The following is a 12,808-nucleotide window of genomic DNA, read 5'->3' as shown; positions in this document are numbered from 1 at the left end:
CCTAACTGAATCTGACAGTAAATATAGTGTATATTCACTATATTAATTAAAAAATTATACTAGGTTAAAATAACCAATCAACGAGATTTATCATCTAATTGTCGTATGTAACAGTATCTCTTTAAAAAAACATAGATATACTGAACAAAATTTGCAAAATTTTAGCGATTTTTAACCGCTTGTAAGATCAAAAAAGCACACCCGAAGATGATCTGCCCCCAAAAAGTTAGACTACGTTTAATTCAAGGACTGAGTTCTGTATTGCACAGGGCTGAGTCCTTTTAATTTCACTTGAATACGCTCGTTATTGTAATAATGAATATATTTGTGAATCAGTTTGTTCGAGTTGCTCAAAAGTTTCAAATCGCTTACCAAAGTAACATTCCGTCTTCAATCGCCCAAAGAAACTTTCCATTGCTCTGTTATCCAAGCAATTTCCTTTTCTTGACATACTTTGTCTAATATGATGCCATTTTCTTTCAATATCGCTTGATAACCTGCCATCTGATATTGCCATCCTTGGTCGGAATGTAAAATCGGGTTAGCGTCCTTACGGCAATTTTGCGACAGATTGTTTTATCATTCGCATTATTTGCTCAAAGTTTGGGCTTCGGGCAAAATCATAAGCGATAATTTCGCCATTAAACAAGTCCTTAATAGGCGAAAAATAAAGTTTGCCTTCCGCACATTTAAACTCGGAAATATCCGTGACGAGCTTTTCATTTAGAGCCGTTGTGTGAAAATCCTGTCGCAATAAATTCTCGGCAATTTTATCCACTTTACCTTTATAAGAACGATATTTTCTCTGCTTACATTTTCCTTTTAAATCAAGCTGTTGCATTATCGCTTGCACACGCTTATGGTTAATTGCACCGAAAATTTTACGCAATTTTAACGTAATACGACGATAGCCATAATTGCCATCATTTTTCTGATAAATCTCAATCAATTTCCTGCCTAATTACCACATTTTTATCAATTTTAAGCTGTAAATGATAAAAGAATGAACAACGTTTTAAACCAGTCAAAGGGAGGAAGATTTCCAAGGGAAAATTCACTCTCAACATTTTTATGATGGCTACTTTTTCCGCATTTTTTGTTGGTTGAGTTCCCGCAACTTTTTTAGGTAAGCTATCTCCGCTTCCAGTTCCAAAATCCGATAACGCAAGCGTTCTTCTTCAGTTTTAGGTGGGGGAGGCATTTTCGGGTATTTCGGTTTCATTGTTGGACGTCCTTTAGGTTTGGGTAATAAACCGTTTATACCTTGTTTTTCAAAGGCTTGCAACCATTGGCTAATCGAACCTGAATTAGCAATACCAAAATGAAGACAAGCACTTTCTGCAGAAAACTGCCCCTTTTTGACCGCTTGTATGACGGTTAATTTAAATTCTGGGGAATATTTTCGTTTCTTACCCAGTACAGCTAAACCATTGATTCCATTATAGTTATATTGCGAAATCCAACGACGTAGCGTTGAGTCTTTAAGTTGGAATTGCTGACGAGTGAATGAGAAATTTTTTCCGTTTTGAAGAAAAAATTCGATCACCTGCTGTTTGAATTGTTGGTTATATTTCGTCATAAAAAATCTGCACCTTAATCAGTTGGAGGTTTAGTCCAACTTTTGGGGTGCAGATCAAGAGTGTGCTTTGTTTATACCAGTTCAGATTATTTCTGACGCATTGCAGGGAATAAGATCACATCACGAATTGACGGTGCATTAGCAAAAATCATTGCTAAACGGTCGATACCTAAACCTTCGCCGGCTGTCGGTGGTAAACCGTGTTCTAACGCAACAACGAAGTCTTCGTCTTTAAACATCGCTTCATCATCACCCGCATCTTTCGCCGCAACTTGTGCATCAAAACGCTCCGCTTGGTCTTCCGCATCATTTAGTTCTGAGAAGCCATTACCAATTTCACGACCACCGATAAATAATTCGAAACGGTCTGTTACTTCCGGATTTTCATCATTACGGCGTGCAAGCGGTGAAATTTCTGCAGGGTGTGCCATTAAGAAGGTCGGTTGAATTAATTGGTGTTCCGCCACTTCTTCAAAAATCGCATTAACCACAGAACCTAATCCCCAAGATTTTTGGATTTCAATACCTAAGCCTTTTGCAATTTCTACTGATTTTTCAAAGCTGTCTAAATCTTCACGTGTAATGCCGTTACCATATTTCACGATCGCATCGTGCATTGTGATACGTTCAAATGGTTTACCGAAATCAAACACGTACTCACCGTAAGGAACGGTTGTCGTGCCAAGAATATCAATCGCTAATTTACGTAATAATTCTTCGGTGTTATCCATTAAATCGTGGTAATCCGCATACGCTTGATAGTATTCGATCATTGTAAATTCTGGGTTATGACGTACTGAAACACCTTCGTTACGGAAGTTACGGTTTAATTCAAATACACGCTCAAAACCGCCAACCACTAAACGTTTTAAGTAAAGCTCAGGCGCAATACGTAAATACATATCCACATCTAACGCATTGTGATGAGTCACAAACGGTTTTGCTGCCGCACCGCCCGGAATCACTTGTAACATTGGTGTTTCAACTTCAATAAAGTCTTTTTCTAAGAAGAATTGACGAATTCCTGAAACCACTTTTGAACGGATCATAAATGTACGGCGAGATTCTTCGTTAGAAATTAAGTCTAAATAACGCTGACGATAACGTGTTTCTTGATCGGTTAAACCTTGTACTTTGTTTGGTAATGGACGTAATGATTTAGTTAATAACTCTACTTCTGAACAACGAACAGTTAATTCACCTGTTTTCGTTTTGAAAAGCGTACCGGCAACACCAACGATATCGCCTAAATCCCACATACTAACTTCATCCGCGTACACACCTTCCGCAAGGTTATCACGTGCAACATAAAGCTGGATTTGACCACTTACATCTTGAATGGTAAAGAAAGACGCTTTACCCATTACACGTTTAAGCATAATACGGCCGGCAACTTTCACTTGAATATCTTGTTCTTTTAACGCTTCGCCTTCTACTTCATCGTATTGTGCGTGTAATTTTTCTGCATAAGCATCACGACGGAAAGTATTTGGGAACGGATTACCTTGTTCACGTAATTTTGCTAATTTCTCACGGCGAGCTAACATTTCACCGTTAAGATCTAATTCTTGATGTTCAACTTCGGACATTTTTTAACCTTTTGCTTAATAAATTCGAAAAATGAAAGCAATTATAAGCGATTTTACAGATTTTTGGTAGGAAACAAGCGGTCGGATTTTAGGAAAAATTTGCAAAACTTTCACAAAATTCGACCGCTTGTCGATTACATGACAACAACATCAAATTGATCTTGATGATAGTAAGGTTCTAATTTGATTTCTATTTTTTTACCGATAAAGGCTTCTAACTCGGCAATTGAAGCGTGCGTTTCTTCATTAATTAAATATTCCGCCACATCTTTTGCAGCATAGACTCGCACTTTTTCGGTTTTAAACAAGTGATGAACACGCACAATCTCACGCAGAATTTCATAACAAACCGTTTCAACCGTTTTAATCGTACCACGCCCTTTACACGCCGGACAATCGCAACACAACACTCGCTCTAAACTTTCACGGGTACGTTTACGGGTCATCTCGACCAAGCCAAGCTGGGTAAAGCCGTTCACATTGGTCTTCACTCGGTCGCCTTTTAACGCTTCTTGTAATGACTGCAACACTCGTTCACGATGCTCTTCTTCTTGCATATCAATAAAATCAATAATGATAATGCCACCTAAATTACGCAGTTGTAATTGATGTGCAATCGCTTGGGTCGCTTCGATATTGGTATTAAAAATTGTATGAGCTAAATTACGATGACCGACAAACGCGCCGGTATTAATGTCAATCGTGGTCATCGCTTCAGTTTGTTCAATAATTAAATAACCGCCCGATTTTAAATCGACTCGTTTATCCAACGCTTTTTGAATCGATTCTTCTACACCATAAGCATCAAATAACGTTTGGCTACCACTATATAAACTCACGTTTTCAGTCAATTCTGGCATAAACTCCGCCAAAAACTCTTTAACTTGTTCATAGGTCATTTTTGAGTCAATGCGAATCGAACTGATATGCGTACCGACAAAATCACGTAAAACACGCTGTGCTAAAGCCAGTTCGCCATATAACATTGATTTAACCGGATATTTTGCTTTTCGCTCTAAAATTTTACGCCATAAACGTTTCAAGAAAATCGTATCTTGTTGCAAACTTTCTTCCGAAACTTCTTCCGCCGCCGTGCGTACAATAAAGCCGCCGAGTTCATCACAATAAGGCTCAACCAATGTTTTTAAACGATTACGTTCTTCCTCACTTTCAATACGCTGCGAAACGCCCACGTGACTATTTTCCGGCATAAATACCAAATAGCGAGAAGGCAAAGTAATATCGGTAGTTAAACGTGCGCCTTTGGTACTAATCGGGTCTTTTACCACTTGTACGATAATGTCCTGCCCTTCACGTACCAGTTCTGCAATATCTTTTACGACAAACTGTTTCTTCTCGTTTTCATCGACACATTCCGTATGTGAAACAATATCGGAAGCATGTAAAAATGCTGCTTTTTCCAAGCCGATATCGACAAATGCCGACTGCATTCCCGGCAACACTCGTGTCACACGCCCTTTATAAATATTACCGACAATCCCTCGCTTCGCCTCACGCTCAATATGAAGCTCTTTTAATAATCCATTCTCAACTAACGCCACCCGAGTTTCACTCGGTGTGACATTTACTAATAATTCTGCACCGCTCATTTTCTCTTTCTCTAAGTCGTTAAATAATATTCACTAAAGTTTAACATTGACGAACTAAGAAAACAAAAATCGAGATCAAATAAGTAGTGAGTTTTATCACAAAATGATTATTGTTTAAAAAATAAAAATACTAAGTATTAAGCAAAATAGCTACGTAAATAGATACTGCTAAACATCATGAAGGCCCGCCACTTGTTGAGGCTGTTTCGATTCATAGCCACTCAAAAGTGGCCGCCTCATTTTCTTGGTATTCTTTTTTTAAATCATATAAATGCTTTGTTTTATCTTTTAATGCATTTGATAACACTTTTGTAGCTTTTTGTGCATTTTTGAAGGGTGCTGTAAGTTTATCAATAGTTGACAGCATTACTTGAATTTTTAAGTCTTTGCTCATATTATATTCCTATAAGTTCGGAGGTGGAAAAATGTCTAAAGTGGGCGATATTATTATTGGTGTGAGTGTATTCATTCTATTCCCTGCGGTGGGATACTTTTTTTATTCCATTTTTCCTCAATTTGATTTTTTTATATGGTTTCTGTTTAGTTTTGTGTCAACGGGTTTGATTACTGCTTTTATAATGCCTTTATTTGGATTCATAGTGCCTTTTGTTGATGATTAAGTAAGCGGTCTATTTCGACCGCCTTTTTGCAAATCAAATCACTTCGCCAAATGCTCAATAATTAAATTTTCTATCATTTCAATATCTTCATCCGTAAAGCCTAATAGTTCTCGCTGTTCGTATTTAACTTTCCAATTTGCATTTTTGACTACATGAGATGGTTTTCCGTATTGGTGTACATCGGCGATAAAAGCATTTGCACCGGTATAACCGATTTCAATTCCGCTGTCCGTGGCAATGGTTTTCATCATTTTCGCAGTCGCTAATTTGGCAAACATTTTTCGGTTCGCTCGTTTTTTAATCCGGTGTTGTGCTTTTCTTGGTGTGTAGCTTGTGCCGTCCGGGTTTTGTTGCTTTCATTTCACAGCCACACGAAGGTGGCTGCTATTGGCTAAACAGCTATTAGAGATGTCAGAAGTAAGTTTCAATTCACAGCCACGCGAAGGTGGCTGCCAAATGTATGTGATTTTGAGTGCGATGGAAGATTTGGTTTCAATTCACAGCCACGCGTGGGTGGCTGCCAACATTAATTTGTGTTAATGCTTTTGCTCCGCTGTTTCAATTCACAGCCACGCGTGGGTGGCTGCAAAGCCTGTCGCAAGATGGGCTTTTTTAATAGGTGTTTCAATTCACAGCCACGCGTAGGTGGCTGCAAGGACGATTTGAATTTGATTCTGCTGATGCAACTGTTTCAATTCACAGCCACGCGTGGGTGGCTGCGGGGCGTAAATGTAAATGGGTGGTATCCTAATGTTGTTTCAATTCACAGCCACGCGTGGGTGGCTGCATACTGGTACTTTGTCGAAAGTACCAAGTATTGGGTTTCAATTCACAGCCACGCGTGGGTGGCTGCTAGTAGTTAAATTGCGAGCTTTGATGGACTTGTCAGTTTCAATTCACAGCCACGCGTGGGTGGCTGCCGCAATTCTAGGTGTTTCTGATTCACCAAAGCTAGGTTTCAATTCACAGCCACGCGTGGGTGGCTGCTAGCCGTTTGGGCATTTCCTACTACCTGAGCGAACGTTTCAATTCACAGCCACGCGTGGGTGGCTGCTAGCCGTTTGGGCATTTCCTACTACCTGAGCGAACGTTTCAATTCACAGCCACGCGTGGGTGGCTGCACTTTGTCTAAGTGAACTTGCAAATGCGATAGAACGTTCCAATTCACAGCCACGCGTGGGTGGCTGCTTTGATGTATTAGAACTTTCTGCGCCTTATACGCCTGTTTCAATTCACAGCCACGCGTGGGTGGCTGCTAGTAGTTAAATTGCGAGCTTTGATGGACTTGTCAGTTTCAATTCACAGCCACGCGTGGGTGGCTGCCGCAATTCTAGGTGTTTCTGATTCACCAAAGCTAGGTTTCAATTCACAGCCACGCGTGGGTGGCTGCTAGCCGTTTGGGCATTTCCTACTACCTGAGCGAACGTTTCAATTCACAGCCACGCGTGGGTGGCTGCACTTTGTCTAAGTGAACTTGCAAATGCGATAGAACGTTTCAATTCACAGCCACGCGTGGGTGGCTGCCATTGACGTATTTAGCTTCCTCGTAACATTCAAGAAGTTTCAATTCACAGCCACGCGTGGGTGGCTGCATCCAGTCCATCTGAGTTATTTGCAAAAGCTGTTTCAATTCACAGCCACGCGTGGGTGGCTGCCCAAATTAAATAATTCGTCGTGGTACGTTGGGGAGCGTTTCAATTCACAGCCACGCGTGGGTGGCTGCCCTCTACAAGATAACGCATTGAAACATCAGGCTTTTCAGCCCTTTATTCGCTAACGTTCTGTAGAGAGTGGAAAAAGTATAGCATATCGACAATATACTGTACCTTATTTTTTCTAATTCCTTGATTATTAAAGAACAATGTAGATTCGCTAACCTCCTAGCATTTCCATGAGAACTACCGGTTAGCGATTTATAAAATTAACGTATCTTTAAAAATATCCACTGCAGGTTTTGCACCGTGATGTTCGACCTTATTACGCCATTTACTGCCTAAATGGTAAAAACGCAAACTATCACAATCAGGGTTATAAGTTTCCAATAATTTATTTTTCAGTGTTACCCACTGGTCGGGTGTAACATCACACTCAAACACAGAATACTGAGCCCGTACACCATAATCCAAACAATGCTTAGCAATACGGCGTAGGCGAGTCTGCCCTTCTGGGTCATCAAATGAAATGTCGTAGGTAATCAACATCAGCATAATTGCTAATTCCTCAATAAATAAAACAGAAACAATCGGTCAGATTTCAACAAAATTTTGCAGATTTTAACGCATTAAAAACGGTGGATATTCTGCCAAATCGCCACGTAAATGACGAGCTAATAACATCGCTTGGATATAAGGTAACAAGCCGATTTCCACTTCCTCCTCTAAAAATGGGTGGATGATTTTTTCTTGTTTTTTCGCTTGCAATGCCTGAAACAATAATTTTCTTGCTTCGGGCTTGAGCGTTACCGCACCGCTGGCTTCTGTTATAAAATCATCGGGCTTAATTTGCCCTCGATTGATCAGTGACAACACCATTCTATCCACCCACCACGCACGAAATTCCTCCAAAATATCTTGAGCTAAACTATCTCGCCCTGGACGATCTGCGTGCAAAAAGCCAATCTGCGGATCAAGCCCTACACCTTGCAATGCCCCACTAATATCTTTCCCTACAATGCTATAAAGAAATGAAAGCAAAGCATTCACACCGTCACGAGGTGGACGGCGATTGCGTCCGTCAAAGTGGAAACCGCTATTTGCTTTGATAAGATGAGAAAATACACCGAAATACCGAGATGCCGCATCACCCTCAATACCTCGAATCAAATCCAAATTGTCTGCTGTTTTCAACTGTTGCAGGCTGTAATTTAATGCGGTAATTGCCGATTGAATATCCGCATTTTCGCCGTGATTACGAATTTGCCGTTGCAATACACGCTTAGATGCCTGAATTTTGGCAGCAATGATATTGCGCGCAATAGGAAGAGGATTGGTCTCCGACTTTTTATACTGGGCTCGGCGTAACAATACATTACCACTTTGTCGCCCTTGCAACCGCCCAAGATAACGACCACTTTCGGTAAAAAATGCCAAATTTACGTTATTTTCGCCACAAAATCCCATTAAAAACGGCGACACCAACACATTGCCAAAACAAAAAATATGCCCAATGGAATGAATAGGCAACTGTGCCACTTTCTTCCGTTCTTGCTCCACAACTAAGGTTTCACGTTCCTTGTGCAAGTAACTACCTTGGGTAGTAATGTAGAGGGTGTTTTGGAGTTTGCGCATTGTTAAAATTCCTAAAAAATTGACGACATTGAACCAGTCCTCAACTCTACTCCCCAAATAATCCCACCACATATCCCTTCGACCTATCCCTTTCCAACAACTGCGGTTGGCAAAGGTCGATGAGCGAGCAGGCTTTACAGCGTTTGCTGTATTTGGGAAGTGGTGTTGTTCCGCCGTTTAAAAGTGACCGCACTTCGGTAATAATAGCGAGTGTTTTGGTGCGTAGTTCGGTGGAAAAAATGATCGGCAAACGGTGGCGAGTTTGCATATACCATAACGCACCCTCGTTAATGGTTTGCCCGGTCATTTCTTCCAAACATAAGGCTTGGGCACAGAGTTGGATTTCATCAATCGGTTCAAGTTTCGGCTTGCCACGTTTGTATTCCACAGGTTTTAGCTCGCCGGTTTTCAGATCTCGCTCAACTAAATCCAAAATGCCACTTATACCTAATTTTTCCGCTGCAACGTGAACCGTTCGCTCAAAGCGAATCCCTTTGCGAACTTCTGGCTCGCTTGAATCCACTCGCTCGTGTAATGCGTTACCTTGTGCGGTAAGAAAATTCTCCGCCCACGCTTGTTCGTTGTGAATCAACGCACATTGGCGAGGGCAGAAAGCGTAGTGTTGCAAAGCGGAAAGCGAAATCAACCGCTTGTCATCGCCAAGTACGGCCGGAACAAGCGGTGATATTTCGGCAGAATTTTGCAAATCGCCCATTACAGTAATTCTTCAACGGTTACGCCATTTAAACCTTCAGCTTGTACGCTGATACGGTAGTCATCATAGCCTTTCGCTGGTGTGTCTTTTTCGCCATTGACACGCTCAACTTTTACCGTTTCAAACAATTTATGAGCAGGTTGGTTGCCTAATTCGCTGTCGTGTTTAAACACAACTAATTTGCGAGCTGCCATTTCGCCTCGTGCGGCAGAACGGTCGTGTTCAAACATGAGTTGTAATGCTTGCCAAAGTTTTCGCACGTCTTCATCAGAGAATCCCGTTTTTTCTGCTAGTTTGGCAGAGATAAAGCCATGAACACGGTAAAGTGCGTAAGGTACAATGTATTTACGCCCCATAGTGCGTTCTTTTTCAAGATCTTTTTCGTTAGTTACCGCCATTCGAGTGATCGACACTTCGAGCGGAATAATCGGATCGATAGACTGAGCGAACGCCAGTTGCACAGGGCCTCGCACCTGTCCGCTGTTCACTTCGGTAGTCATTACTGCCCCAAAGGTGCGAATATCAAAGAAGTTTTTACACATCCAAGCGGTAATTTCTCGGGCTTTAGCTTCATCTTTTGGTAATTTTTTCGCTTCCGATTCAATCCCTAATGCTTCATAAGCACGTTTGTTTTGTAAGTTCAGAACACTTTTTTCTTTAACATAGATTTCGTAACCCGCCTCGTTTTCATAACTCATTTCAATAAAATTACGAATTTTGCGTTTTAGACAAACATCAGTGACTAAGCCTTTACTGGTTTCAGGATCAAGGCGTGGCATATTGCCTGCGTCCGGGTCACCATTTGGGTTGCCGTTGGTTACATCAAAGAAAAAAACAAATTCATAGCGGTTTTGAATAGACATAGTATTTCCTTAGTTCTCAATAGATTCAGTGGTTTCTTTTTTTGCAAAATAACTTTGTTTTTGGTGGTAATAGCCAATCGCAAAACGTCCTTGCTCATCAATACTTAAATGGCGAGGGAAATTTTCTGGCAAGTTGGCAATAATCTCGCCTAAATCCTTATCCAGATTGACTGCCATACCGCACTTATCTTTTCTTAAGCGAGATAAATGATGTTTTGCACCGCTTAATAAGCGAGGGAACACAGAGAACGGTACGGCAGAAGCCGAACCATAGTAACGGTCGGCAATGCCGGCATTTAATTCGCCTAATGCTTGGCTTTGGATTCTTTCTAATACTGCAAATAACCTGCCGAGCAAGTAAGCGTGGTTATCGCTTTCTTTATCTAAGCTCATAGGAACTCCTTGTTTAATAAGACCTTTTCTAAATTTTCGTTGTAAGACCGCTTTCATTAATGCTACTCGCAAGCCGTTAATATCACCATCTGCTCGGATTCGAGTCACTAACTGTGAAAGTAAACTCATCGGATATAAATGACCGCTAATAACTGCGCGAGCCATTTCGCCTGCCAAGACAGGAGAAATATTTTCACTTTTACCTAATGAAGCGGTTTGTAATAATAGTCGCCAAATGGAGGGGGGAGTTTTCCATGCACAAGGCTCAAGAGCGAGATCTTGCCAATGCTCGCTGAGATTTTTTGCCAGTTGCCCAAAAGTGGTATCTAGCCAAAAACGCACCGAAATACGAGCCGCATTCGGGGCTAGCCCCAACACATAAAAACGGGTATTTTCAGATAATTCGGGGGAAATCTCTGCAAGCGGTCGTCCTTTGCTAACTTCTTGCAATTTTTTAAAGATTTTATCGTTTTCCTGCTCATCATCAGGCGGCGTCATTAAAGCAGAGAAGAAACCCTCGGCAGCTTCGGCTTGTGCATTATTGTCTGCTTCCGCCCAAAAGACGGTACTCGCATCGCCAATGCTTAAACGATGCTCCTCTGTACGTAGTAAATAATTTAAAGCAGTGGTGTAGGCAAAGGCAGCTTGTTCAGAAACAGGGGCATTACTGCCTTGTTCCTTGCCAAATGAGGTGAAAGCTTCTTTATTAAAAGAAATAATTGAACCGCCCGCACTTTGTCCGCCATAAACACCTTTAATTGCAGGGTGGAGGCGTGCTATTGGGGCGATTTCGCCGCTGATTAAGCATAGCCCTTGATCGCTGTCTTCGTTAACCAATAAGCTTGCCCAAAGGATTTGTGCGGCTTCTCGCTGATGAATATAACCGCTTGTGCCGATTAATTTAAACACAACATTTGCGTCAAGCATTTCGGTTGGGCAGATTGATTCCGCAAAGTGTTCTGGCTGCCACTGTTGCAGGAAATTTCTTATCGCCATTAAACCTTCATCATTGGAATCCGCAAGTAAATCCAAATGGTACTGTTTAAATGCCTCAAAGGTTTTCTCGGCAAATTTGGTGGGTTGATCTTTGGCGGTGGCTTTATCTTGATTACTTTCCACGCCTAGCACATAAGCGGTTTTATCCCATAAAAAATTGGGTTTAATGCCTGATGTGCGTTTTTCAGGGCGAGGCACGCTCATCAATTTCGGTTTAGGTTTCTTATCAGCGGTTAAATTTGGAATGACATTGACCAAATTGCCCTCTAAATCCAATTCTAGTACCCAACCGATTTTTTCTTCACTAAAACCATAGGAGGGGACTTTAGGCTCGCCTGTTAAACGATCTTCTTGTGCTGCAAGGCGGTAATAATAGCGGGTTAAAGCGGAGAGAATCATGATTTGACCTCCTCGGCATAAAATGGCGGCACATCAATCACGCCATTTTTCATTTCTGCTCGGAAAAAACGAGGCTGATTACCGTGTTCAAAATCAATATCATGCAACATCCAACCTAAGTCACGATCTCGCTCATTTTCTGCCAAAAAACATTCAGGTAACGGCTCATCGTCATCAATCAAGGCAAAATTTGCGGCAAATTCACGTACGCCCATACAAGGCTGTTGGAAACATTGCCCCTTTTTCGCACGGCGTTTAAACATTTCAATATGTTTGGTGACAGTTTCTGCCTCGCCTGCCATTTTGGTCAGCACGGCGTGAGCCTCAATAACATAGCCCACATTTTTCAGTACAGTAGCGGCACGCTGTTGGCGGTCGTCTTCAATCACAGTATATAAATCCGCCACTGTTTTACGTTTCATTGCCCCACTGATTTTACTAGCGGAAATTTTACTGCCCAACTCATTACGGCGAACAGACTCAAACTGAATCGGTTTTAATACATAAATTTTATCAATCACCCAGCGAATCGCCGGCTTCCAATGCACCGCCGCTAAAATCCCCCGTGCCGCAGACGGCGTAATCACATCATAAGACACCCGCTCCACCTTCATTTCAGGACGGGTAAAACAAGCATAATCACCCCAAATATGGAGCCTGATTTTGTTTGGCATTAATGCCTCCGTTTTTGGTACTTCAGATAATAGTAGTACTAGTGACTGGGATTCAGTTTAAATTTGAAAATTTCTTAGAATAC

At 41.4% G+C, this 12,808-nt stretch carries 10 protein-coding genes, 2 pseudogenes and 1 CRISPR repeat array; of the genes and pseudogenes, 1 reads left to right on the top strand and 11 read right to left on the bottom strand.

The window, feature by feature from the left end:
• Window positions 1-237: 237 nt before the first annotated feature.
• The 4 genes and pseudogenes from NYR60_RS02635 to NYR60_RS02620 all read right to left on the bottom strand — a co-directional run bounded on the left by NYR60_RS02635 (window position 238) and on the right by NYR60_RS02620 (window position 5,172).
• Window positions 238-1,579: pseudogene (locus NYR60_RS02635) on the bottom strand (IS3 family transposase).
• Window positions 1,580-1,665: 86 nt separating this feature from the next.
• Entirely contained in the window at window positions 1,666-3,168 is a 1,503-nt protein-coding gene (lysS, locus tag NYR60_RS02630) for a lysine--tRNA ligase (RefSeq protein ID WP_279467613.1), read from the bottom strand.
• Between the two features lie 134 nt (window positions 3,169-3,302).
• Window positions 3,303-4,778, bottom strand: a complete 1,476-nt coding sequence (gene rng / locus NYR60_RS02625) for a ribonuclease G (RefSeq protein WP_279467612.1) — start codon at window positions 4,776-4,778, stop codon at window positions 3,303-3,305.
• Between the two features lie 211 nt (window positions 4,779-4,989).
• Window positions 4,990-5,172, bottom strand: coding sequence for a hypothetical protein (locus NYR60_RS02620; protein WP_279467611.1), 183 nt, complete (start codon window positions 5,170-5,172; stop codon window positions 4,990-4,992).
• A 31-nt stretch (window positions 5,173-5,203) separates the two neighbouring features.
• On the opposite strand from NYR60_RS02620, the gene NYR60_RS02615 reads away from it, so the two are divergent.
• The gene (locus tag NYR60_RS02615) at window positions 5,204-5,398 is read left to right on the top strand and encodes a hypothetical protein (protein ID WP_279467610.1); all 195 of its coding nucleotides are present in this window, start codon (window positions 5,204-5,206) and stop codon (window positions 5,396-5,398) included.
• 38 nt (window positions 5,399-5,436) lie between these two features.
• Here NYR60_RS02615 and NYR60_RS02610 read toward each other — a convergent pair.
• From NYR60_RS02610 to cas5c, 7 genes and pseudogenes are all read right to left on the bottom strand, one after another.
• Window positions 5,437-5,739: pseudogene (locus NYR60_RS02610) on the bottom strand (phage virion morphogenesis protein); the annotation flags it as partial.
• A 12-nt stretch (window positions 5,740-5,751) separates the two neighbouring features.
• Window positions 5,752-7,121: direct repeats of the CRISPR family, unit length 32 nt; unit sequence GTTTCAATTCACAGCCACGCGTGGGTGGCTGC.
• Window positions 7,122-7,311: 190 nt separating this feature from the next.
• Entirely contained in the window at window positions 7,312-7,605 is a 294-nt protein-coding gene (gene cas2 / locus NYR60_RS02605) for a CRISPR-associated endonuclease Cas2 (RefSeq protein WP_279467609.1), read from the bottom strand.
• A gap of 66 nt (window positions 7,606-7,671) precedes the next feature.
• Window positions 7,672-8,685, bottom strand: a complete 1,014-nt coding sequence (gene cas1c, locus NYR60_RS02600) for a type I-C CRISPR-associated endonuclease Cas1c (RefSeq protein ID WP_279467608.1) — start codon at window positions 8,683-8,685, stop codon at window positions 7,672-7,674.
• A 46-nt stretch (window positions 8,686-8,731) separates the two neighbouring features.
• On the bottom strand, window positions 8,732-9,400 hold the full coding sequence (gene cas4 / locus NYR60_RS02595; RefSeq protein ID WP_279467607.1) for a CRISPR-associated protein Cas4: 669 nt from the start codon (window positions 9,398-9,400) through the stop codon (window positions 8,732-8,734).
• Window positions 9,400-10,263, bottom strand: a complete 864-nt coding sequence (gene cas7c, locus NYR60_RS02590) for a type I-C CRISPR-associated protein Cas7/Csd2 (protein ID WP_279467606.1) — start codon at window positions 10,261-10,263, stop codon at window positions 9,400-9,402. Before cas7c ends, cas4 begins: the two co-directional genes overlap by 1 nt.
• A 9-nt stretch (window positions 10,264-10,272) precedes the next feature.
• Window positions 10,273-12,051 (bottom strand): type I-C CRISPR-associated protein Cas8c/Csd1, encoded by a 1,779-nt coding sequence (cas8c, locus tag NYR60_RS02585; RefSeq protein ID WP_279467605.1) that lies wholly within the window; start codon window positions 12,049-12,051, stop codon window positions 10,273-10,275.
• Complete coding sequence (cas5c, locus tag NYR60_RS02580) at window positions 12,048-12,725, bottom strand: type I-C CRISPR-associated protein Cas5c (RefSeq protein WP_279467604.1); 678 nt, start codon at window positions 12,723-12,725, stop codon at window positions 12,048-12,050. Before cas5c ends, cas8c begins: the two co-directional genes overlap by 4 nt.
• Window positions 12,726-12,808: the final 83 nt, after the last annotated feature.

It is taken from the genome of Actinobacillus genomosp. 2, from assembly GCF_029773605.1.
Classification (GTDB): Bacteria; Pseudomonadota; Gammaproteobacteria; order Enterobacterales; family Pasteurellaceae; genus Actinobacillus.
The sequence above is the reverse complement of the archived record's forward strand: the minus strand, read 5'-3'. Positions and strand labels throughout refer to the sequence as shown.

Bases quoted from the DNA above. Each gene is read 5' to 3' on its own strand.
- lysS (WP_279467613.1), bottom strand. From the start codon at position 3,168: ATGTCCGAAGTTGAACATCAAGAATTAGATCTTAACGGTGAAATGTTA.
- rng (WP_279467612.1), bottom strand. From the start codon at position 4,778: ATGAGCGGTGCAGAATTATTAGTAAATGTCACACCGAGTGAAACTCGG.
- NYR60_RS02620 (WP_279467611.1), bottom strand. From the start codon at position 5,172: ATGAGCAAAGACTTAAAAATTCAAGTAATGCTGTCAACTATTGATAAA.
- NYR60_RS02615 (WP_279467610.1), top strand. From the start codon at position 5,204: ATGTCTAAAGTGGGCGATATTATTATTGGTGTGAGTGTATTCATTCTA.
- cas2 (WP_279467609.1), bottom strand. From the start codon at position 7,605: ATGCTGATGTTGATTACCTACGACATTTCATTTGATGACCCAGAAGGG.
- cas1c (WP_279467608.1), bottom strand. From the start codon at position 8,685: ATGCGCAAACTCCAAAACACCCTCTACATTACTACCCAAGGTAGTTAC.
- cas4 (WP_279467607.1), bottom strand. From the start codon at position 9,400: ATGGGCGATTTGCAAAATTCTGCCGAAATATCACCGCTTGTTCCGGCC.
- cas7c (WP_279467606.1), bottom strand. From the start codon at position 10,263: ATGTCTATTCAAAACCGCTATGAATTTGTTTTTTTCTTTGATGTAACC.
- cas8c (WP_279467605.1), bottom strand. From the start codon at position 12,051: ATGATTCTCTCCGCTTTAACCCGCTATTATTACCGCCTTGCAGCACAA.
- cas5c (WP_279467604.1), bottom strand. From the start codon at position 12,725: ATGCCAAACAAAATCAGGCTCCATATTTGGGGTGATTATGCTTGTTTT.